This is a genomic window from Variovorax sp. UMC13 (assembly GCF_014170375.1).
Classification (GTDB): domain Bacteria; phylum Pseudomonadota; class Gammaproteobacteria; order Burkholderiales; family Burkholderiaceae_C; genus Variovorax.
Genome location: NZ_LZZW01000032.1, coordinates 86,373 through 106,194, shown reverse-complemented (window position 1 = coordinate 106,194; position 19,822 = coordinate 86,373). Strand labels below are relative to the sequence as shown.

At 70.6% G+C, this 19,822-nt stretch carries 22 protein-coding genes; 17 read left to right on the top strand and 5 right to left on the bottom strand.

Features of this window, described 5'->3' with window-relative positions; translation table 11 throughout:
- Nucleotides 1-26: 26 nt before the first annotated feature.
- Together A9977_RS27890 and A9977_RS27885 are read left to right on the top strand one after the other, a co-directional pair.
- Nucleotides 27-635 carry a nucleotidyltransferase domain-containing protein gene (locus A9977_RS27890; RefSeq protein ID WP_259652182.1) on the top strand — a complete coding sequence of 203 codons (609 nt, stop codon included), beginning with the start codon at nt 27-29 and terminating at the stop codon, nt 633-635.
- On the top strand, nt 583-1,032 hold the full coding sequence (locus tag A9977_RS27885) for a DNA-binding protein (protein WP_183028061.1): 450 nt from the start codon (nt 583-585) through the stop codon (nt 1,030-1,032). The genes A9977_RS27890 and A9977_RS27885 overlap by 53 nt, the downstream gene beginning before the upstream one ends.
- A gap of 47 nt (nt 1,033-1,079) precedes the next feature.
- On the opposite strand, the gene A9977_RS27880 is transcribed toward A9977_RS27885, so the two are convergent.
- Together A9977_RS27880 and A9977_RS27875 are read right to left on the bottom strand one after the other, a co-directional pair.
- Nucleotides 1,080-1,490 (bottom strand): rhodanese-like domain-containing protein, encoded by a 411-nt coding sequence (locus A9977_RS27880; protein WP_183028060.1) that lies wholly within the window; start codon nt 1,488-1,490, stop codon nt 1,080-1,082.
- An 83-nt stretch (nt 1,491-1,573) separates the two neighbouring features.
- Nucleotides 1,574-3,598 (bottom strand): PEP/pyruvate-binding domain-containing protein, encoded by a 2,025-nt coding sequence (locus A9977_RS27875; RefSeq protein WP_183028059.1) that lies wholly within the window; start codon nt 3,596-3,598, stop codon nt 1,574-1,576.
- 107 nt (nt 3,599-3,705) lie between these two features.
- Between A9977_RS27875 and gorA the strand changes: the two genes are divergently transcribed.
- Nucleotides 3,706-5,064, top strand: coding sequence for a glutathione-disulfide reductase (gene gorA / locus A9977_RS27870; protein ID WP_183028058.1), 1,359 nt, complete (start codon nt 3,706-3,708; stop codon nt 5,062-5,064).
- On the opposite strand, the gene A9977_RS27865 is transcribed toward gorA, so the two are convergent.
- Both A9977_RS27865 and A9977_RS27860 read right to left on the bottom strand, forming a co-directional pair.
- Nucleotides 5,061-5,960 (bottom strand): ketopantoate reductase family protein, encoded by a 900-nt coding sequence (locus A9977_RS27865; RefSeq protein ID WP_183028057.1) that lies wholly within the window; start codon nt 5,958-5,960, stop codon nt 5,061-5,063. The two genes, gorA and A9977_RS27865, sit on opposite strands and share 4 nt — an antisense overlap.
- A gap of 28 nt (nt 5,961-5,988) precedes the next feature.
- The gene (locus A9977_RS27860) at nt 5,989-6,903 is read right to left on the bottom strand and encodes a LysR substrate-binding domain-containing protein (protein ID WP_183028056.1); all 915 of its coding nucleotides are present in this window, start codon (nt 6,901-6,903) and stop codon (nt 5,989-5,991) included.
- Nucleotides 6,904-7,088: 185 nt separating this feature from the next.
- Here A9977_RS27860 and A9977_RS27855 point away from each other — a divergent pair, with 185 nt between their 5' ends.
- The 12 genes from A9977_RS27855 to A9977_RS27800 all read left to right on the top strand — a co-directional run bounded on the left by A9977_RS27855 (nt 7,089) and on the right by A9977_RS27800 (nt 17,098).
- Nucleotides 7,089-7,856: an ABC transporter permease gene (locus A9977_RS27855; protein ID WP_183028055.1), complete on the top strand. Its 768-nt coding sequence runs from the start codon at nt 7,089-7,091 to the stop codon at nt 7,854-7,856.
- Nucleotides 7,853-8,881 (top strand): ABC transporter ATP-binding protein, encoded by a 1,029-nt coding sequence (locus tag A9977_RS27850; RefSeq protein ID WP_183028054.1) that lies wholly within the window; start codon nt 7,853-7,855, stop codon nt 8,879-8,881. Before A9977_RS27855 ends, A9977_RS27850 begins: the two co-directional genes overlap by 4 nt.
- A 22-nt stretch (nt 8,882-8,903) precedes the next feature.
- Nucleotides 8,904-9,983 (top strand): extracellular solute-binding protein, encoded by a 1,080-nt coding sequence (locus tag A9977_RS27845; RefSeq protein ID WP_183028053.1) that lies wholly within the window; start codon nt 8,904-8,906, stop codon nt 9,981-9,983.
- A gap of 6 nt (nt 9,984-9,989) precedes the next feature.
- Nucleotides 9,990-10,811 (top strand): ABC transporter permease, encoded by an 822-nt coding sequence (locus tag A9977_RS27840; RefSeq protein WP_183028052.1) that lies wholly within the window; start codon nt 9,990-9,992, stop codon nt 10,809-10,811.
- On the top strand, nt 10,762-11,310 hold the full coding sequence (locus A9977_RS27835) for a TIGR00725 family protein (protein ID WP_183028051.1): 549 nt from the start codon (nt 10,762-10,764) through the stop codon (nt 11,308-11,310). Before A9977_RS27840 ends, A9977_RS27835 begins: the two co-directional genes overlap by 50 nt.
- 55 nt (nt 11,311-11,365) lie before the next feature.
- Nucleotides 11,366-12,850, top strand: coding sequence for an AMP nucleosidase (locus A9977_RS27830; RefSeq protein ID WP_183028050.1), 1,485 nt, complete (start codon nt 11,366-11,368; stop codon nt 12,848-12,850).
- A 179-nt stretch (nt 12,851-13,029) separates the two neighbouring features.
- Nucleotides 13,030-13,593, top strand: coding sequence for a biliverdin-producing heme oxygenase (locus A9977_RS27825; RefSeq protein WP_310936206.1), 564 nt, complete (start codon nt 13,030-13,032; stop codon nt 13,591-13,593).
- Nucleotides 13,590-15,845, top strand: a complete 2,256-nt coding sequence (locus A9977_RS27820; RefSeq protein ID WP_183028049.1) for an ATP-binding protein — start codon at nt 13,590-13,592, stop codon at nt 15,843-15,845. Before A9977_RS27825 ends, A9977_RS27820 begins: the two co-directional genes overlap by 4 nt.
- 28 nt (nt 15,846-15,873) lie before the next feature.
- Entirely contained in the window at nt 15,874-16,239 is a 366-nt protein-coding gene (locus A9977_RS27815) for a translation initiation factor Sui1 (RefSeq protein WP_183028048.1), read from the top strand.
- A gap of 39 nt (nt 16,240-16,278) precedes the next feature.
- Nucleotides 16,279-16,485, top strand: a complete 207-nt coding sequence (locus A9977_RS27810; RefSeq protein ID WP_183028047.1) for a type II toxin-antitoxin system VapB family antitoxin — start codon at nt 16,279-16,281, stop codon at nt 16,483-16,485.
- Nucleotides 16,482-16,874 carry a type II toxin-antitoxin system VapC family toxin gene (locus tag A9977_RS27805; protein WP_183028046.1) on the top strand — a complete coding sequence of 131 codons (393 nt, stop codon included), beginning with the start codon at nt 16,482-16,484 and terminating at the stop codon, nt 16,872-16,874. The genes A9977_RS27810 and A9977_RS27805 overlap by 4 nt, the downstream gene beginning before the upstream one ends.
- Nucleotides 16,871-17,098 (top strand): DUF3820 family protein, encoded by a 228-nt coding sequence (locus A9977_RS27800; protein ID WP_183028045.1) that lies wholly within the window; start codon nt 16,871-16,873, stop codon nt 17,096-17,098. Before A9977_RS27805 ends, A9977_RS27800 begins: the two co-directional genes overlap by 4 nt.
- On the opposite strand, the gene A9977_RS27795 is transcribed toward A9977_RS27800, so the two are convergent.
- Entirely contained in the window at nt 17,089-18,354 is a 1,266-nt protein-coding gene (locus A9977_RS27795; RefSeq protein WP_183028044.1) for a D-amino acid dehydrogenase, read from the bottom strand. The two genes, A9977_RS27800 and A9977_RS27795, sit on opposite strands and share 10 nt — an antisense overlap.
- Before the next feature lie 156 nt (nt 18,355-18,510).
- On the opposite strand from A9977_RS27795, the gene A9977_RS27790 reads away from it, so the two are divergent.
- Nucleotides 18,511-18,855: an antibiotic biosynthesis monooxygenase gene (locus tag A9977_RS27790; protein WP_183028043.1), complete on the top strand. Its 345-nt coding sequence runs from the start codon at nt 18,511-18,513 to the stop codon at nt 18,853-18,855.
- On the top strand, nt 18,848-19,822 hold the full coding sequence (locus tag A9977_RS27785; RefSeq protein WP_183028042.1) for an ATP-binding cassette domain-containing protein: 975 nt from the start codon (nt 18,848-18,850) through the stop codon (nt 19,820-19,822). Before A9977_RS27790 ends, A9977_RS27785 begins: the two co-directional genes overlap by 8 nt.

Sequence of the window (19,822 nt, the reverse complement as noted above, 5' to 3'; positions counted from 1 at the left end):
GCCTAATGAGCAACGAAAATTCTCTGATGGACCTGCTGTTTCCCGCAGCACGGCAACGTGTGCTGGCGGTGTTGCTGCTGCAGCCCCGCTCTGCCTTCCATCTGCGGGAGCTTGCGCGCCTGACCGACAGCCATGCGGGCACGCTGGGGCGGGAGGTGGACAAGCTGGCGCGCACCGGCCTGCTGCTGCGCAGCGAACAAGGCAACCAGGTGCGCTACAACGCCAACACGGGCCACCCCCTGTTCGAGGACCTGGCGGCCCTGTTTCGCAAGACGCATGGCGTGGTGCCTGCCGTGCGCGAAGCGCTGGCGCCGCTGGATCCACAGATCCGGCTGGCGCTGGTGTTCGGCTCGGTGGCACGCGGCACGCCTTCGCCGGGCAGCGATGTGGACCTGCTGGTGCTGGGCGACGTCAATTTCATGACGCTGGCACAGGCGGTGTTTCCTCTGCATGCGGCGCTGGGCCGCGAGGTGAACATGGTGCTCTACGCACCAGAGGAATTCGCGGAACGCGTGCGCACTGGCGATGCCTTCGCGCGCGACATCCTGGCCAAGCCACAACTGTTTGTGAAGGGAGGCGCCGATGAGCTTGCAGAACTTGCTGGCGATCGGGCGGTTGCAGGCCCACCAGCCTGATGCGGCGGGCATCTCCAAACTGCTTCAGGCCGCGCGGCGGAACCTGGCCGACGCGCAAGTTGTACAGGTCAGCGCCGACAACCGCTTCGATGCAGCCTACAAATGCATCATGCAATGCGCGATGCTGGGTTTGTGGGCCAACGGCTACCGCACGTCCACCAGCCAACCCGGCCACCACCAGACGGCCATCCAGAGCCTGGGCCTGACGATGGGTGTGGCGCAGCCGGAGATCATCGTGCTCGATGCGCTGCGTCGGCAACGCAACGTGAGCGACTACGAGGGCGACCCGGTGTCCACTGCCACGCTGCAGGCCTCCATCGGCCAGGCCGCGCAATTGCTGGCCGTTGCCGAAACCTGGCTCCGTGCCCATCGCCCCGATCTCCTGACCCCGCCCTGAGCCGTTGGAATGGGCTCCGCCGTGGCTTCAAGACCTTCGGTCGCGCGTCAGTTCTGCTTCCAGGGCAGCCCGTGCCTGCGCCAGCCGCCGGTCTGCCCGCGGTGCCCGTTCTCGTCCGGGTTGCCCTCGAAGCCCTCGAGGATGTTGTAGGCCTCCAGCCCCAGCTCGGTGGCGCGCTTCGCGGCCGCGATGGAGCGCACGCCGCTGCGGCACAGCAGCACCAGCTTCCGGCCGCCCTCGCCCGCGGCGCGCACGCCCTCGTCGAACGCGGGGTTGAGCGCCATGCCCGGCCATTGCTTCCAGGCCAGCGGCACGGCGCCGGGCACGTAACCCACCCACTCGCGCTCGGCGTCGGTGCGCACGTCGACCAGCACCGCCTCGCCGCTCGCCATCCATTGCGCGGCCTGCGCGGGCGTCACGTCGCCGGCATAGCCTTTGTCATTCACGGGTTCGGTCATCTCTTTTCGTCCTTTGAATCCAGTCACCTGGCTGAGATTTTCACTGGCGCGCCAAAACCCTGCCGGCCGCGCTTGCGCAACCCTCAACGCCGCTCCACATAGGGCCGCGCCTGCAGCAGCACGATGCGGTCGCCGACCGTCGCCCATTCGATGTCCTGGTCCACACCGTTGAAGCGGCGCTTGACCGCCGCGCCCACCGTCGCCAGCCGCACGACGAGCTCGTCGGTCAGCACCGCGCGCCCCACCTCCACCGGCACCTCCTTCACGCCACCGTCCTTGTCGAGCTGCAGCGAGGTGGCTTCGGCCGAACGGCTCAGCACCTGGATCGCCTTCGACGAGCGCGAGTACATCACCTGCTCCGCCACGCGCTGGCCTTCGACCACGCGGATGCCGATGCCGCGCTTGGCCGAGATGTAGGTGGTGTGCGCATGGCCGGCGTCGAAGGGGTCGCGGGTGATCATCACGCCGGCGTTCGTGGCGTCGATGGCGGCCTGTACGAACACCCCCATCAGCACCGACTGGGCACCGAAGCCCGCGGCGCCGCGCGCCTCCCAGGCCTCGGGGTTGAACACCGAGGCCCAGACCGTCTTCACCGCGCGTTCGAGCGCATCGCCGCTCCGGACGTTGGGCACGGTGGTGTAGAGCCCCGCGCCGCTGAAGCCGGGCAGGTCTTCTGAATTGGCCGAGCTGCGCACGAACACACCGCCGCCGCCCAGTTGCGCCTGCCAGGCGGCGCGCCAGGAGGCCGCGGTGCCGGCGTCGACGGGCCACTGCGCGATCTCTTCGCGCAGTTGCGCCAGCGCCTGCTGGCGGATCGTCGGGTCGCTCGCGAAACCGGGCTGCTGCTGCATGCGCGCGATGCGCTCGGCCAGGCCGTGGGCGCGCATGAAGCGGTCGTAGTGCGCGAAGGGAATGCAGAAGCCGTCGGGCACCGAGGTGCCGGGAATGCGCGCGGCCTGCAGGGCGCCGAGGTTCGCGGCCTTGGTGCCGCATTGCGCGCTGTTTCGCGCACGCAACGACGCCAGCGGCAGCAGGCGGTCTTCACGCAGGTCGGGCCGGGTGGCCTGGGCCGCGCCGAGCGTGGCGCCGGTGGACGCGGTGCGCACGGCGCGCGGCGGCAGCGCCGCGATTTCTTCGGCCGTGAGGCGCCGCACCTGGTAGCCCGAGGCCGCGACCTTCAGCGCCACCCACTGGCCCGCATGCGCTTCCAACACGGCCGCCGCGTCGCGCACGTAGGCATTCGGGATGCCCCAGCCCTTGGCCAGCAGGTTGACGTGCGACAGCGCGGTCGAGGGCCGCTCGGTCAGCACGCCGGCCACGGGCGGCAGGCCAAGCGGCACCTCGCGCAGCACCGCGATGTCATCGGGCCGCAGCGCGCCCAGGCCCGCAGCGCCGTCCACGATGCGCACGCGGCCGGTGGCGGTGCCGAGGTTCAGCGGCAGGAAGGGCTGGGCGCGGATCAGCGCCGCCTGGCTCACGAAGTCGACACCGGCCTCCTGCGCGACCCGGTCGTGCAGCGTGGAATTGGTCTTGAATTTCACCGGCGCGAAGAAGCTGGCCTTCACCTGCGCGTCGGCCTGCCGCAGCAGCGCCGCGGTGAGCCGGTCGCCCTCCCAGAACTCGTAGGTGAAGCTGCCGATGTTCTGCTGCCAGCTCAAGGTGCCGAACAGGAAGCGCCGGTCGGCCACCAGGTAGTTGCGGTCGATCTCGCGCTTGCCCGCGCGCGGCGAAAGCCCGGTGTCGCGCACGAAGCGCACATGCAGCTGGTAGCGCGGCGTGTCGACGTAATAGGTGCGCACCGGCCTGGCCTGCCGGTCGACGACGAACAGCACATGGGCCAGCTGCATCGGCGTGCCGGCGTCGTAGACCCGGGCCAGCGCGTCGAAATCGGCCCGCTGTCGCAGGGCCGGCAGCGACCCGGGCACCGCGGCGCGCGGCATGCCCTGGGCGGCCGGCCCCTCGGCTTGCGGCGGGTTCTGCTGCTGGTAGTAGGACGGCTTGCGCGCAAGCTGCGCCGCGGCCGGCGCGACGGCCATCGCGCACAGCGCCAGCGCCGACAGCCAGGCGCGTGCCCGGCCCGCCGCGCATCCCCTTGCGTTGTTCCTCATGTGGATCCCTCGTTGCGACGCGGATTCTCGCTCGCGCCGGCGCCAAGTCCCGCCCGCGGCACTGTCTTGGCCCCGCCGCTACAGTCGGCCGCAAGGAGCTCTTTCTCATGCGCACATTCGACTTCGATCTCTTCGTCATCGGCGGCGGCAGCGGGGGCGTGCGCGCCGCCCGCATGGCCGCGCAGACCGGTGCCCGCGTCGGCCTGGCCGAAGCCGCCGAGCTGGGCGGCACCTGCGTCAACGTGGGTTGCATTCCCAAGAAGCTCTACAGCTACGCGGCCGGCTATGCCGAGGCCTTCGAGGAGAGCGCGGGCTACGGCTGGACGCTGGCCGAGGCGCCGCGTTTCGACTGGGCCCACCTGAAGACCCAGCGCGCCAAGGAGATCGGCCGGCTCAACGGCGTCTATGCCTCGCTGCTGAAGAATTCGGGCGTCACGCTGGTCACCGGCTGGGCCCAGTTCATCGACGCCCACACGGTGGAGATCGACGGTCGGCGCCACACCGCCAAGCACCTGCTGGTGGCCACGGGCGGCACGCCCTTCGTGCCCGATATTCCGGGCCGCGAACACATCCTCACCTCGGACGCGATGTTCGACCTCGAACCCTTCCCCAAGCGCCTGGTGGTGGTGGGCGGCGGCTACATCGCTTCCGAGTTCGCCTCGATCTTCAACGGCTTGGGTTCCCAGGTCACGCAGCTGCACCGCCGTGCCCACCTGCTGACCGGCTTCGACGACGACGTGCGCCAGTTCGTCGCCCGCGAGATGGGCAAGGCCGGGGTCGACATCCGGCTCAACAGCGAGGCCGCCTCGATCGCGCGCCATGCCGAAGGCCTGACCGTGACGCTGGCGCGCGGCCAGCAGATCGAGGCCGACGCGGTGCTGTTCGCCACCGGCCGCGTGCCCAATACGCAGGGCCTGGGCCTCGAGGCCGCGGGCGTGAAGCTCGACGACAAGGGCGCGATCGCGGTCGATGCGCACTACCGCAGCTCGGTGCCCTCGATCTACGCGGTGGGCGACGTGTCGACCAGCGTGCAGCTCACGCCCGTGGCATTGGCCGAGGCGATGGTGGTGGTCGACGAACTGTTCGGCAAGGGCCAGCGCCGGCTCGACTACGAGTTCATTCCCACGGCCGTGTTCACGCACCCGAACATCGGCACCTGCGGCTACAGCGAGATCGACGCACGCGCGAAGTTCGGCGAGGTGACGGTGTTCTCCAGCGAGTTCAAGTCGCTGCGCCACACGCTGTCGGGCAGCACGGAGCGCACCTTCATGAAGCTGGTGGTCGACAAGAAGAGCGACCGCGTGGTCGGCCTGCACATGGTGGGCGCCGACGCGGGCGAGATCGTGCAGGGCTTCGCGGTGGCGATGCGCGCGGGCGCGACCAAGGCGCTGTTCGACAGCACCATCGGCATCCATCCGACCGCTGCGGAAGAGTTCGTGACGATGCGCGAACCCATGCCAGGCTAGGCCTGCTTCTTTCCTTCCAGCAGCTTCACCAGCACGAACAGCACCCGGTTCGCGGGCGTGGGCACGCCGAGTGCCTCGCCGCGCCGCACGACCAGGCCGTTGAGGTGGTCGATCTCGCTGAGCTTGCCGCGCGCCAGGTCCTGCGCGGTCGATGAGTATTGCGAGGGCATGGTCTGCGCGATGGCGCGCACGGCGGCGGCGGTGTCGCCCGGCACCGCGATGCCTTCGGCCTTGGCCACCGCCAGGCATTCGGCCACCACGTCGCGCAGCACCTCGGTCACGCCCGCGCCCTGCGCCAGCACGCCATAGGGCAGCTGCGTGATGGCCGACAGCGCGTTGTAGGCGCAGTTGAGGATCAGCTTGGCCCACAGCGCGCCGCGCACGTTGTCGGAAATTTGCGTGGGCACGCCCGCGGCGATCAGCTGCCCTGCCACTTCGACGCTGCGGCGCGCGGGTGCGATCACCAGCTCGCCGCGCCCATGGTGCTTCACATGGCCCGGCCCGGCCATCTCGGTCGCGACGTAGACCACGGCCGCGGCCACCTCGTGCGACGGCAGCACCGCGCGCACGCGTTCGTCGTTGTCCACGCCGTTCTGCAGCGTGAGCACCAGCGCATCGGGCGCGAGGTGCGGTGCGATCTGCGCCGCGGCCGCTTCGCTGTCGGTGGACTTGACGCAGAACAGCACCAGGTCGGCGCCCTGCACCGCGTTCGCTTCGGTGCTCGCCTCGAGCTCCACCTGTCCGTCGAAGGCCTGGGTCTGCAGCCGCAGCCCGTGGGCGCGGACGGCCTCCACGTGCGAAGGCCGGCCGATCAGCACCACCGCGTGGCCCGCGCGCGCCAGCATGGCGCCGTAATAGCAACCGACCGCGCCGGCGCCCATGACTGCAACTCTCATCGATTCGTCTCCTTGGATGTGGAAGGGATCATGCCTCGGCTTCGACGCCGCGCGAGGCCACGCCCTCTTCGAGCAGCCATGCGCGAAACGCCGCGAAGGCCGGCAGGTCGAGCCGGTCAGGCCGGTAGCAGAGGTAGTGGCCCTGGTTGACGCTCACCGGCGTGCCGCAAGGGCTGAGGAGCGCGCCCTCGGCCAGCTCTTCCTGCACCAGCAGCCTGGGCACCAGGCCGATGCCCAGCCCGTTGAGCGCAGCCTGGATCAGCGCCGAGTACTGCGCGAAGCGCGGGCCGGCCACGGTCTGCACCTCGGGCACGCCATGCTGCGCGGCCCATTGCCGCCAGGCCGTGGGCGCGCCCTCGTGGTGCAGCAGCGTGTGGCCCAGGATGTCGGCCGGCTGCGCGATGCGGTGCCGCCCCTCGACCAGCGCGCGCGCCACGATCAGCACGAACTCGCGCCCCGCGATGTACTCCGACACCACGCCCGGCCAGCCGTCGGGGCCGTAGCGGATGGCGGCGTCCACGCCCGCCGGGATGCCGTCGCTGGGCTCCAAGTGGCGGCTGAAGCTCAGCATCACGTGGCGGCTCTTCTGGCTGAAGGCCGGCAGGCGTGGGATGAGCCACTTGGTGAGGAAGGTGGGCACGCTCGCCAGCGTGAGCAGGCCGGCGCCGGCATCGCCCGAGCGCGCCTCGAAGGTCGCGGTCTCGATGGCGCGCAGCCCGCCCGAGATCTTCTGCCAGTACACGCGGCCTTGCGGCGTGAGCTGCACGCCGCGGCCGTTCTTCTGCAGCAGCGCGCGGCCCAGGAAGGCCTCGAGCCCGGCGATCTGCTTGCTGACCGCGCTCACCGTGATGCACAGCGCGCCCGCGGCCAGCGTGATGCTCTCGTGGCGTGCCACGGCGTCGAAGGCCAGCAGTTCCTGGATGGTGGGACAGTCGCGCTTCATCCATGGCCCCGCTGTGTGAAAGCCGCGTGAAAAACACTTTCCAACTGCTCAAACGTCGTCATCCAACTTTCACCCATGGCTTGGCAGGCGCTTCCTAGAATTCGAAGCATCGCTGCGGCATGCACCGCGCAGACAGTAGCGCATCCGGAAAGTATGCCGGGTGTCCATGACATTGGAGACAACCCTTGGTTCGCGGCATCTCGCTCCTCTACGGCCTGTACCTGCTGCTGCCCATCGTGCTGCTGATGATCGGCAGCCTGGGCGGCAACTGGACCAACACGCTGCTGCCCACGGGCATCACGGGCCAGTGGTATGCCGAGCTCTGGCTCGACAGCTCCTTCCGCAAGGCCTTCGTGAGCAGCCTGGTGGTGGCGCTGTCGGCCTGCGCGATCAACACCGTGCTGGCCCTGCCGCTGGCCTATGCGCTGTACCACGGTGCGCGCCGCGGCGGCAGCCTGGCCGCGCGCATCGTGAGCGCCGCGCCGGTGGCGGTGCCGCCGATCACCATGGCCTTCGGCTACATGATCGTGTTCAACACCGACCTCGCGCCCTGGCTGGGTTCGATGCCGCTGCTGATCGCGGCGCATGCCATCCTCACGCTGCCCTACCTCACGAACACGCTGCTGGCCGACCTGCGCCACCTCGACCTGGGCCGGCTCGAACAGGCGGCCGCCACGCTGGGCGCCTCGGGCTGGCAGCAGTTCACCGGCATCGTGCTGCCCAGCCTGCGCCAGAGCCTGATCAGCGGGCTGGTGATGGTGGCCGCCCTCTCGGTGGGCGAGTTCGGCGTGTCGAACCTGCTCACCAGCTTCCAGAACCGCACCTACCCGGTGGTGCTGCTGCAGGCCTTCTACGGCGCCACGGGCTTCGCCTGCGCGGCCACGGTGATCCTCCTGGTGCTGGCGAGCGCGTCGGCCCTCCTCTCTTCTTCCCTGGTGAAGCGACGCGCATGAGCCTCCTCCTCGACAAGGTCAGCTACAACTACCCCGGCAGCACGCACGGCCTGCACGAGGTGTCGCTGGACGTGCGCACCGGCGAACTGGTCGCGGTGATCGGGCCCAGCGGCTCGGGCAAGTCGACCCTGCTCAAGCTGGTGGCGGGCCTGGAGACCGGCCACACGGGCCGCATCGTGCTGGGCGGCGAGGACATGTCGCGCACGCCGGTGCACCAGCGCCACATCGGCATGGTGTTCCAGAGCTACGCGCTGTTTCCGCACCTGAGCGTGCGCGACAACGTGGCCTACGGGCTCCAGCTGCGCAAGGTGGGCACGGCCGAGCGGCGCCGGCGCGCGCAGGAACTGCTCGACATCGTGGGCCTGGGCGCCTACGCGCAGCGCGCGGTGGCGCAGCTTTCCGGCGGGCAGCAGCAGCGCGTGGCGCTGGCACGCGCCCTGGCCATCGACCCGCGCGCGCTGCTGCTCGACGAGCCGCTGTCGGCGCTCGACGCCAGCGTGCGCGGCCACCTGCGCGACCAGATCCGTTCCATTCAACAGCGCTTCGACGCCACCACGCTGCTGGTCACGCACGACCAGGAGGAAGCGCTGGTGATGGCCGACCGCGTGGCCATGCTCAAGGACGGCCGGCTGCTGCAGATCGCAACGCCGCGCGAGATCTACGAGCACCCCGCGAGCCGCGCGGTGGCCGAGTTCGTCGGGCTCTCGACGATCCTGCCGGCCAGGGTCAGCGGCACCGACCGCATCGACCTGGGCTTTGCCGAACTCGCCGCGCCCACCGGCACGCGGGCCACCGGAGCCTCGGTGCATGTGCTGGTGCGTCCCGAGCACATCGCGCCCGACCCGGCGCCCGATGCGGTGAACCGCCTCGCGGGCCGCACCGGCGCGCAACGCTACCTGGGCGCGCTCACGCGCTACGACTTCGAGGTGGCGGGCGCGCCCAAGCCCTTCCTCGCCGAATCGGCCCTGCCGGCCGGCGAGGCCATCGCCATCGCGCCCGAACACCTCCGATTGCTCGACCACTGATCTTTTCCTCCAAGGAGCCACCATGCAACGCAGACATCTGATCCAGGCCGCCGGCGCACTGCCGCTGGCCAGCCTCGCGGCCCGCACCGCCTTCGCCTTCGACGGCCCCGAGCTCTATGCAGGCGAGAAGGCGCTCTACGCCGAGGCGCAGAAGGAAGGCCTGTGCGTGTCCTTCGACACCGGCCCCGAATGGGCCAACTGGAAGGCGCTGTTCGCGGCCTTCAAGAAGCGCTACCCCGAGATCGAGCTGACCTACAACGACATCGGCTCGGCCGCCACCGTGGTCTCGCTGGAGAAGACCAGGCGCCGCCCGCAGGCCGACACCGCCTACTACTTCGCGGCCTCGGCCGTCGATGCGGCGAAAAAGGACGTGGTCGCGCCCTTCAAGCCGGTCAACTTCGACAAGCTGCCCGCCGTGTTCCGCGAGCCCGAGGGCCGCTGGTTCACCATCCACACGCTCAACATCGCCTTCCTGGTCAACAGGAAGCTGGTGAAGAACGTGCCGACCGGCTGGGCCGACCTGCTCAAGCCCGAGTTCAAGAGCACGGTGGTCTACCTCGACCCGCGCTCCACCGGCATCGGCCAGGTGCTGACCTTCGCCGCGGCCTATGCCAACGGCGGCAGCGTCGACAACGTGCAGCCCGGCACCGACTACCTGGGCAAGCTGCACGCGGCCGGCAACGTGCTGCGCGTGGAAGGCACCACGCCCTATGCCAAGTTCCTCAAGGGCGAGATCCCGGTGTGGATCAGCTACGAGAACGATGGCCTCAAGGCCAAGCATGTCGACGGCATGGGCGATGCGGTCGAGGTCGTGATCCCGAAGGAGGCCAGCGTGGCCGCACCCTATGCGATCAGCCTAGTGAAGAACGGGCCGAACCCCAACGCCGGCAAGCTGTGGCTCCACTTCATCATGAGCGAGGCCGGCCAGTCGCTGTTCGCGCAGGGCTTCGTGCGCCCGGCCGTGCCGGGCACGCCGCTCTCGGCCGACGTGGCCGCCAAGATGCCGCCCGCGCCGCAAATCCGGCCGCTGGACGTGGTGAAGGCCTCGGAGCGCAAGGCCGAGGTCGACAAGCTCTGGGCGCAGGCCGCGCTGGGGAAGTAGGCCGGCATGCGACGCTTTGGCGCCTGGCCCGCCTGGGCCTTCATGGCGCTGTTCTTCGCGGTGCCGCTGGCGGCGTTGCTGCCCGAGGCCTTCGGCGAAGGCGGCAGCGCCTTCGCCCGGCTGTTCGGCAACCCGCTGTTCTTCGGCGCGCTGCGCAACACGCTGGGCCTGGGCCTGGCGGCGGGTGCGATCTCGGCGCTGGTGGGCACCGGCATCGCGATCGAGCTGGCGCGCCAGCCAGAGGGCCGGCGCCGATGGATGATGACCCTGCTGGGCCTGCCGCTGGCCTTCTCGGGCCTGGTGATCGCCTACGGCTTCATCCTGGCCTTCGGCCGCGCGGGCTTCGTGACGCAGCTGCTCGCGGGCCTGGGCGCCGACCCGGCGGTGATCGGCAGCTGGATCTACAGCGTCTCGGGCCTGGGGTTCGCCTATGCCTACTACCTGATCCCGCGCGTGGCGCTGTCGCTGTACCCGGTGTTCGCCAACCTCGACCTGCGCCCGGCGCAGGCGGCGCGCACGCTGGGCGCGTCGAAGGCGCGCGCCTTCCGGGACACGGTGCTGCCCGAGGTGCTGCCCTCGGTGCTGTCCAACGCCTGCATGGTGGCCGCGATCGCGATGGGCACCTACGGCACGGCGCTGGCGCTGGTGGGCACGCAGCTCAACATCCTGCCGCTGATGCTGCTGGCGCAGGTGGGCGACGGCGGTTCCGATTTCGCGGTGGCGGCGGCCCTGTCGCTGGTGCTGATGGTGGTGTGTGTGATCGTGATGGGAGTGGGCGATGTCTTTACGCGAAGGCGCGAGCGTGGTGCTGTCGGCGCCGGTCATTGAGGCGCTGGCGCGCCTGGCAGCACGGCAGCGGGGGCCGGCGCGCCACCGCCAGCCGGTGGCGATCATCGGCCCCGGCGACGGCGGCCCGGCCGAGTGCGAGGCTGCCCATGCGGTGGCGCACGCGCTGGCCGGCGCGGGCATGGCGGTGGTCTGCGGCGGGCGCGGCGGCGTGATGGCTGCGGCCTCGCGCGGCGCGGTGGAGGCCGGCGGCATCGCGGTGGGCATCCTGCCCGAGGACGACGACCGCAACGCCAACGAATGGCTCAGCGTGGCCATCCCCACCGGCATGGGCGAGATGCGCAACGGCATCATCGCGCGCAGCGGCGTCTGCCTGGTCGCGATCGGCGGCAACATGGGCACGCTGTCGGAGATGGCGATGGGCCTCAAATGGGGCAAGCCGGTGTTCGTGATGCACGGCGACGTCGCGCTGCCGGGCGCGGTGCAGGCCCGCGGCGTGGACGACATGCTGGCCCAGGTGCTGGACTGCCTGCTGGACTGAATTTCTGCGCGTGCGCGCGGGCGCGCCGGTCACGGCGGCATTGCACAATGCCGTCATGCCCTACATGCCTCCTTTCGTCGCCCCCGCCCGCTTCACCGACGCCGCCGCGGCGCTGGCGCAAGTGCAGCTGATCTACCAACAGGCGCTGTCCCACCTGCGCGACTCGATGCTGCGCTTCGTGGCCGGCGAGACGCTGCCCGGCCGGGTACGCGCCTGCTACCCCTTCGTGCGGGTCCACACCCACACGGTGTCGCGCCAGAGCCCGCCGACCACGGCCGGCCTGAGCTACGGTTTCGTGGCCGGCCCCGGCCGCTACGAGACCACGCTGACCCGGCCCGACCTGTTCCACCACTACTACCTCGAGCAGTTCCGGCTGCTGCTGGAGAACCACGGCGTCGAGCTCGAGGTCGGCACCGCCACGCAGCCGATCCCGATCCATTTCTCCTTCGCCGAGAACGACCACATCGAAGGCACCATGACCGCCGAGCGGCGCGCGCTGATGCGCGACGTGTTCGACCTGCCCGACCTGGCGGCGATGGACGACGGCATCGCCAACGGCACCTACGAAGCCAAGCCCGGCGAACCGGAGCCGCTGGCGCTGTTCACCGGCGCGCGCGTCGACTACTCGCTGCACCGGCTGCGCCACTACACCGGCACCGCGCCCGAGTGGTTCCAGAACTTCGTGCTGTTCACCAACTACCAGTTCTACATCGACGAGTTCGTGGCGCTCGGGCACGAGGAGATGGCCAACCCCGACAGCCCCTACGTCGCCTTCATCGAGCCGGGCAACGTGACCCACTACCGCAGCGGCTACGACGGCCCCGAGGGCGGCATGGCGCCGCCGCGGCTGCCGCAGATGCCGGCCTACCACCTGGTGCGCGAAGACCGCACCGGCATCACGATGGTCAACATCGGCGTCGGTCCGTCCAACGCCAAGACCATCACCGACCACATCGCGGTGCTGCGCCCGCACGCCTGGATGATGCTGGGCCACTGCGCGGGCCTGCGCAACAGCCAGCAGCTGGGCGACTACGTGCTGGCCCACGCCTATGTGCGCGAGGACCATGTGCTCGACGAGGAACTGCCGCTGTGGGTGCCGATCCCGGCGCTGGCCGAGATCCAGCTGGCGCTGGAAAAAGCCGTGGCCGACGTCACGCAGCTCGACGGCCCGGCACTCAAGACCATCATGCGCACCGGCACCGTGGCCAGCACCGACAACCGCAACTGGGAGCTGCTGCCCCAGAACGAGCCGCAGCGCCGCTTCAGCCAGAGCCGCGCGGTGGCGCTGGACATGGAGAGCGCGACCATCGCCGCCAACGGCTTCCGCTTCCGGGTGCCCTACGGCACCCTGCTGTGCGTGAGCGACAAGCCGCTGCACGGCGAGATCAAGCTGCCGGGCATGGCCAACCACTTCTACCGCGAGCGCGTCGAACAGCACCTGCGCATCGGCATGAAGGCGATCGAGATCCTGCGCGCCGAAGGCTCGAGCCGGCTGCACAGCCGCAAGCTGCGCAGCTTCGCCGAGGTGGCGTTCCAGTAGCCGGCAGGCGGCGGGCGCGCCGGATGTCTTTTGACATGGCCGCGTGCGCTATCGTGGGAAACGGGCGTCGACAAGAGCGCGGTGCAGGCCGCATCGGACCTATCATTGTTGACCCCCACAGCCGGGTCGCGCAGCGCGACCCGGCCTCTCCTCGACCATCCCACCCAGGCCGTCCTCCAGTGCCCTCCGACATCCTCGATGCCCTGCGCGCGGCGACCGGCCCGCTCCATGCCGAAGTCGACCAGTGCCTGCCACTGGCACGGCCTGCGCCCAGCCTGGCCGACTACCGTGCGCACCTGCGGCTGCTCGACGCCTGGATGCAGCGCCTGGCCGCCTTCGAGCCCGGCCCGGCGCCGCTGGACGCGCACCGCCGGCAACTGGCGGACGACCTGCGGCTGTGCGACGCGATGCTGCCCGACGACCCCGCCCCGCACGGTGATGAAGCGGCGCCAGACCCGGTCCGCCGCGACCCCGCCTTCGCCTGGGGCCTGGCCTACGTGCTCGAGGGCTCGCGCCTCGGCGGCCGCGTGCTCTACCGCCAGCTGGCCGAGCGGCTGGCGCCCCATCCGCTGAACTACCTGCAGGGTGCGGGCGAACAGACCGGCGCGCGCTGGAAGGCCTTCATCGCCGAGCTGGACGCGCAATCCTTCACCCCCGAGGCCGTGCGCAGCGCCTGCGACGGCGCGGTGCAGGCCTTCGAGCTGCTGCTGCAATGCCACCGGCACGCGGAGGCCGCGGCATGAGCGCAGCCCCGCCCGTGGACGGCGCCCCGCCGCACGCAGCGCCGCCGGGCGCGGACCTGCCGCTCAACCTCGACAACTGCGCGCGCGAGCCGATCCACATCCCGGGCCTGGTCCAGTCGCACGGCGCGCTGTTCGCGTTCTCGGCCGACCGCGTCGCCGCCTACGTCAGCGCCAACGCCGCCGAGCTGCTCGGGCCGAGCGCGCCGGCCGCCGGCCAGAGCCTGTCGAGCGCCCATTTCGAAGGCGATGCCGACGTGCATGCGGCCATCGACGACCTGCTCGCGATGCCCGACGACGGCCTGCCCGCCAGTTCCGAAGTGCGCGTCAACGGCCAGCTGTTCGACCTGGTGGTGCACGGCTCGGCCGGCATGGTCATCGCCGAGTTCGAACTGCGCCCCGTCGCCGCCGATGCGATGGCCGACTTCGCGCTCAAGGCGCACCGGGCCATGGAACGCATCAAGCGCCAGAACTCGATGGCCAGCCTGCTCGATTTCGCGGTGCACGCGGTGCGCCAGCTCACCGGCTTCGACCGCGTGATGGCCTACCGCTTCCGCCACGACGACAGCGGCGACGTGGTGGCCGAGGACCGCATCGAGACGCTCGAGCCCTTCCTCGGGCGGCGCTACCCGGCCAGCGACATCCCGGCCCAGGCGCGGCGGCTCTACGTGGTCAACACGCTGCGGCTGATCGCCGACGTGCACGCGGTGCCGGTGCCGGTGCAGCCCGCGCCCGGCGTGACCGGATCGCTGGACATGAGCCACTGCGTGCTGCGCAGCGTGTCGCCGATCCACATCGAGTACCTGCAAAACATGGGCGTGGGCGCGTCGATGAGCATCTCGATCGTAGTCAACGGCCAGCTCTGGGGCATGCTGGCCTGCCACCACATGGCGCCGCTGCAGGTGCCCTACTCGGTGCGCATGGCCTGCGACGTGCTCGCGCAGATCCTGGCCGCCAACGTGCAGAGCCTGACGGCGCGCGACCATGCCCGCCGCAGCGCCGAGGCCTCCGACCTGCGCACCCGCCTGATCGAGGCCGCGCTGCACACCGACGACACCGCCGCCGCTCTGGCCGCGATGGGCGCCGACCTGGCGGCCGCCTTCCAGGCGCATGCGGTGCTGATCGCCGAGGAATCGAAGCTGCACATCGAGGGCGAGGTGCCGCACGAGGTCGCGATGCAGGTGATCCAGTGGCTGGACGAGGCGAAGACGCCGGCCGGCCAGATGCTCGCGACACCCTCGCTGCGGCAGCTGGCCCCGGCGCTGGCCGACGCCACCGGCGTCTGGTGCGGCCTGCTCGCCCTGTCCTTCGACCCCAACGCCCACGGCTGGCTGGTGCTGCTGCGCAAGGAGCAGCTCGAGACCATCCAGTGGGGCGGCCACCCCGAGAAGACCTACAAGATCGGCCCGCTCGGCCCGCGCCTGACGCCGCGCGGCTCCTTCGACGTCTGGCGCGAGACGGTGCGCGACACCTCGGTGCCCTGGGATGCCGACGACATCGCCTTCGGCCGCCGCCTGCTCGACGAGCTGCTGCGCGCGCGTTCGGCGCGCGTGGCCGAGGTGGCGCGCGGACGCACCGAGCTGATGGCGATGCTGGGCCACGACCTGCGCGACCCGCTGCAGTCGATCGCCATGGCGGCGCGGCTGCTGGGCAAGGAAGCCGAGGCCGCCGGCAGCACCGGCACCAGCACCGGCGGACGCATGGGCCAACGCATCCAGGCCTCGAGCACGCGCATGGCGCGCATGATCTCGCAGGTGCTCGACATGTCGCGGCTGCAGACCGTGGGCGGCCTGGAGATCCAGCGCGCGCCGGTCGACCTCACCGTCCTGCTCGACGACCTGCTCGACGAGATGCGCACCGCGCATCCGGGCGTGCAGCTGATCCGCGAGGCGCCCGACACCCTGCCCGCGCAGGTCGACGGCGACCGCATGGCCCAGGTCTTCAGCAACCTGATCAGCAACGCCCGCCACCACGGCGCGCCCGGCGAGGCGATCGTCGTGCGGCTCGGCCAGGAGGACGGCGCGGCCACGCTCGCGGTCAGCAACGTCGGCCCGCCCATCGCGCCCGAGGTGGAGGCGCAGCTGTTCAACGCCTTCAAGCGGCGCGAGCATGCCAATCCGCGCAACCGCAGCGGCCTGGGCCTGGGCCTGTACATCGCGCAGGCGATCGTCAGCGCCCATGGCGGCCAGATCGGCTACGCACATGCCGAGCCCTTCGTGGTGTTCAGCGTGCGCATCCCGCTGGCACCGGCCTGAACCCCTTTTCTTTCCTTCGACCTCGACGATGAACAGCAGCATCCCGGGCAGCCGCCTGGTCTATTCCACCGACACGGGCCGCGTGTGCCCCGATTGCGCCAAGCCGATGACGGCCTGCGTCTGCAAGGCCTTGCGCAAGGCCGTGCCGGCCGGCGACGGCATCGTGCGCGTCTCGCACGAGACCAAGGGCCGCAAGGGCAAGGGCGTGACGCTGGTGCGCGGCGTGCCGCTCGACGCCGAAGGCCTGGCCGCGCTGGGCAAGCAACTCAAGGCCAACTGCGGCTCGGGCGGCACGGTGAAGGACGGCGTGATCGAGATCCAGGGCGACCACCGCGAGACCGTGATCGCCGCGCTGCAGAAGAAGGGCATGACGGTGAAGCGCGCGGGCGGCTGATGCTAGTATTGATGCAATTTCGCATCAATCGAGGCATTCATGCGCACCACCGTCACCCTCGACGACACGCTCTACCAGCAGGCACTGGAACTGGCCGACCCCGGCATGGACAAGGCCGACCTGTTCCGTGAAGCCGTGCAGACCTTCGTCCGCGTCCAGGCCGCCAAGCGACTGAGCGCACTGGGCGGCAAGGCCCCTTCGATGCCCGACATCCCGCGCCGCCGCGAGACGCCGGCCGCGCGATGAGCGTGGTGCTGGTCGACACCTCCGTCTGGGTGGACCACTTCCGGCACGGCAACGACGTCCTGGCTTCGCTGCTGTCGCAGGACCGGGTTCTGACCCATCCGATGGTCGTGCTGGAACTGGCCTGCGGCACGCCGCCGGCGCCGCGCCAGCGCACGCTGCGCGACATCGGCCTGTTGCAGGCCGCTTCGCAGGCCACGCCGTCGGAGGTCATGGACTTCGTCGAACGAGAGAAGCTCTACGGCCTCGGCTGCGGCCTGGTCGACCTGAGCCTTCTGGCGTCGACACTGATCACGCCCGGCACCAGCCTCTGGACGCTGGACCGGCGATTGCACGAACTGGCGGCGCGCTTCGACGCGGCGCACGCCACCCCAGGACCCGTGACCCGATGAACCCCGAAGACCTGCAACGCCTCGTGACCCTGGAGATGCCCTTCGGCAAGCACAAGGGCCTGCTGATCGCCGACCTGCCCGGCAACTACCTCACCTGGTTCGCGCGCGAAGGCTTTCCCAAGGGCGAGATCGGCCGGCTGCTGCAGCTGATGCACGAGATCGACCACAACGGGCTCAAGCCGCTGCTCGATCCGCTGCGCACCCGGCCCCGCGCTCAGCGGTAGGCGTCGGCGTAGCGCGCCACCGTCAGGCCGTCGAGGTCGATGTCGGGCGTACGGCCCGAGATCACGTCGGCCAGCACGCGGCCGGTGCCGGCCGCCATGGTCCAGCCCAGCGTGCCGTGGCCGGTGGCCAGGAACAGGTTGGGCCAGCGCGTGGCGCCGACGATGGGCGTGCCGTCGGGCGTCATCGGCCGCAGGCCGCACCAGAACTCGGCGCGCGACACATCGCCGCCGCGCGGGAACAAATCGCTCACCACGTGTCCCAGCGTCTGCCGACGCGCCTCGTGCAGCTTCAGCGTGTAGCCGGCCAGCTCGGCCGTGCCGCCCACGCGGATGCGATCGCCCAGGCGCGTGACCGCGACCTTGTGCGTCTCGTCCATCACGGTCGACTCGGGCGCGCCGGCCGCGTCGGTGATCGGCACGGTGATCGAGTAGCCCTTGACCGGGTACACCGGGATGCGCAGGCCCAGCTCTTTCAGCAACAGCGGCGAATGGCTGCCCAGCGCCACCAGGTAGGCGTCGGCAGCGAGCGTGCCGGCGGCGGTCTGCACGCCGGTGATGGCGCCACCCGACGCTTCGATGCGGCGGATCTGCGTGCCGTAGCGGAACTGCACGCCCAGCCCGGCCGCCAGCGCCGCCAGCCGTTGCGTGAACTGGAAGCAGTCGCCGGTCTCGTCGCCCGGCAGCAGCAGCCCGCCGACGAACTTCTCGCGCACCGCGGCCAGCGCGGGTTCGTGGCGGATGCAGCCCTCGCGGTCGAGCAGTTCGAAGGGCACGCCGTCGCGCCGCAGCACCGCGATGTCGGCCGCCGTGCCGTCGAGCTGGGCCTGGGTGCGGAACAGCTGCAGCGTGCCCTGCATGCGCTGGTCGTACTCGATGCCGGTCTGCGCACGCAGCTCGCGCAGGCAGTCGCGGCTGTACTCGGCCAGGCGCACCATGCGGCCCTTGTTGAGCGCGTAGCGCGCGGCGGTGCAGTTGCGCAGCATCGCGACGCCCCAGCGCACCAGCGCCAGGTCGAGCTGCGGCCGGATCACCAGCGGGCGGTGGTGCATCAGCAGCCATTTCACGGCCTTGAGCGGCACGCCGGGCCCGGCCCAGGGCGAGGAATAGCCGGGCGAGACCTCGCCGGCATTGCCGTAGCTGGTCTCCATGCCCGCGGCCGGCTGCCGGTCCACCACCGTGACCTCGTGGCCGGCCAGCGCCAGCTGGTAGGCCGAACTCACGCCGATCACGCCGCTGCCCAGAACAAGAACCTTCATTCCCTGAACTCCCAGTTGCCATGCGCCCGGATGGACGCGCCAGTGTAAGAGCCCGGCCCGGCGCGGGACCCGGACGAATGCGCACCGAAGATGCGATCATCAGGACCCAGGCCGGCCGCTGACCCCATCGGCCGACCTTCATGGAGACGCTTCACGATGATGGCTGTGATCTTCGAAGTCTGGCCCGCAGAAGGCCAGCGCGACACCTACCTGCAGATGGCCGCGGCCCTGCGCGAGGACCTGCTGAAGATGGACGGCTTCCTGTCCATCGACCGCTTCGAGAGCCTCTACGAACCCGGCAAGATGCTGAGCCTGAGCTTCTGGCGCGACGAGGCCTCGCTGGCCACTTGGCGAGCGCTCGACGCCCACCGGCGCGCGCAGGCCGCGGGCCGCAGCCATGTGTTCGGCAACTACCGGCTGCGCATCGCCAACGTGGTGCGCGACTACGGCATGGACGAACGCGACGAGGCACCGGCCGACAGCCGCAGCGTGCATGGCTGAGGCGACGCTGCCGCACGCGGCCCATCCGGGCGCGCCGCCCCTCTTCCAGGCCGAGCGCCTGCGCAAGCGCTACGGCGAGACCACCGTGGTCGACAACCTGTCCTTCGACATCGCGGCCGGCGAATGCCTGGGCGTGATCGGCCCCAACGGCGCGGGCAAGACCACCACGCTGCGCATGTGCCTGGGCCTGACCGCGCCCGACGGCGGCCAGATCACCTACCAGGGCGAGGACGGCCCGCTGCAGATGCCGCGCGACGCGCTGGCGATCAAGGCCCGGCTCGGCGTGGTGACGCAGTTCGACACCCTCGACCCCGACTTCAGCTGCGCCGAGAACCTGCTGGTCTACGGCCGCTACTTCGGCTTTCGGCGCGCGCAGATCGCACCGCGCATCCCGCAGCTGCTGGAATTCGCCGCGCTGTCGCACAAGGCCGCGGCCAAGCCCGGCGAACTCTCGGGCGGCATGCGGCGGCGGCTGTCGCTGGCGCGCGCGCTGGTCAACGACCCCAGGCTGCTGCTGCTCGACGAGCCCACCACCGGCCTCGATCCGCAGGCGCGCCACCTGATGTGGGAGCGGCTGCAGGTGCTCTTGCAGCAGGGCAAGTCGATCCTGCTGACCACCCACTTCATGGACGAGGCCGAGCGGCTGTGCTCGCGCCTGCTGGTGCTCGACCACGGCCGCAAGATCGCCGAGGGCCGGCCGCGCGACCTGATCGCCGAGCACCTCGAGCCCGACGTGGTCGAGGTCTACGGCAACGGCGCGCTCACGCTGGCCAAGGCACCCGAACTCCAGGCGCTGGCCGCGCGCATCGAGGTCAGCGGCGAGACCGTGTTCTTCTACACGCAGGACGCGCGTGCGCTGCTGAACGCGCTGACCCAGCACGGCGGGCTGCGCACCTTCCACCGGCCGGCCAACCTCGAGGACCTGTTCCTCAAGCTCACCGGCCGCCAGATCCGCGAGGATGGATAG

Bases quoted from the DNA above. Each gene is read 5' to 3' on its own strand.
- A9977_RS27890 (WP_259652182.1), top strand. From the start codon at position 27: ATGGACCTGCTGTTTCCCGCAGCACGGCAACGTGTGCTGGCGGTGTTG.
- A9977_RS27885 (WP_183028061.1), top strand. From the start codon at position 583: ATGAGCTTGCAGAACTTGCTGGCGATCGGGCGGTTGCAGGCCCACCAG.
- A9977_RS27880 (WP_183028060.1), bottom strand. From the start codon at position 1,490: ATGACCGAACCCGTGAATGACAAAGGCTATGCCGGCGACGTGACGCCC.
- A9977_RS27875 (WP_183028059.1), bottom strand. From the start codon at position 3,598: ATGAGGAACAACGCAAGGGGATGCGCGGCGGGCCGGGCACGCGCCTGG.
- gorA (WP_183028058.1), top strand. From the start codon at position 3,706: ATGCGCACATTCGACTTCGATCTCTTCGTCATCGGCGGCGGCAGCGGG.
- A9977_RS27865 (WP_183028057.1), bottom strand. From the start codon at position 5,960: ATGAGAGTTGCAGTCATGGGCGCCGGCGCGGTCGGTTGCTATTACGGC.
- A9977_RS27860 (WP_183028056.1), bottom strand. From the start codon at position 6,903: ATGAAGCGCGACTGTCCCACCATCCAGGAACTGCTGGCCTTCGACGCC.
- A9977_RS27850 (WP_183028054.1), top strand. From the start codon at position 7,853: ATGAGCCTCCTCCTCGACAAGGTCAGCTACAACTACCCCGGCAGCACG.
- A9977_RS27845 (WP_183028053.1), top strand. From the start codon at position 8,904: ATGCAACGCAGACATCTGATCCAGGCCGCCGGCGCACTGCCGCTGGCC.
- A9977_RS27840 (WP_183028052.1), top strand. From the start codon at position 9,990: ATGCGACGCTTTGGCGCCTGGCCCGCCTGGGCCTTCATGGCGCTGTTC.
- A9977_RS27835 (WP_183028051.1), top strand. From the start codon at position 10,762: ATGTCTTTACGCGAAGGCGCGAGCGTGGTGCTGTCGGCGCCGGTCATT.
- A9977_RS27830 (WP_183028050.1), top strand. From the start codon at position 11,366: ATGCCCTACATGCCTCCTTTCGTCGCCCCCGCCCGCTTCACCGACGCC.
- A9977_RS27820 (WP_183028049.1), top strand. From the start codon at position 13,590: ATGAGCGCAGCCCCGCCCGTGGACGGCGCCCCGCCGCACGCAGCGCCG.
- A9977_RS27815 (WP_183028048.1), top strand. From the start codon at position 15,874: ATGAACAGCAGCATCCCGGGCAGCCGCCTGGTCTATTCCACCGACACG.
- A9977_RS27810 (WP_183028047.1), top strand. From the start codon at position 16,279: ATGCGCACCACCGTCACCCTCGACGACACGCTCTACCAGCAGGCACTG.
- A9977_RS27805 (WP_183028046.1), top strand. From the start codon at position 16,482: ATGAGCGTGGTGCTGGTCGACACCTCCGTCTGGGTGGACCACTTCCGG.
- A9977_RS27800 (WP_183028045.1), top strand. From the start codon at position 16,871: ATGAACCCCGAAGACCTGCAACGCCTCGTGACCCTGGAGATGCCCTTC.
- A9977_RS27795 (WP_183028044.1), bottom strand. From the start codon at position 18,354: ATGAAGGTTCTTGTTCTGGGCAGCGGCGTGATCGGCGTGAGTTCGGCC.
- A9977_RS27790 (WP_183028043.1), top strand. From the start codon at position 18,511: ATGATGGCTGTGATCTTCGAAGTCTGGCCCGCAGAAGGCCAGCGCGAC.
- A9977_RS27785 (WP_183028042.1), top strand. From the start codon at position 18,848: ATGGCTGAGGCGACGCTGCCGCACGCGGCCCATCCGGGCGCGCCGCCC.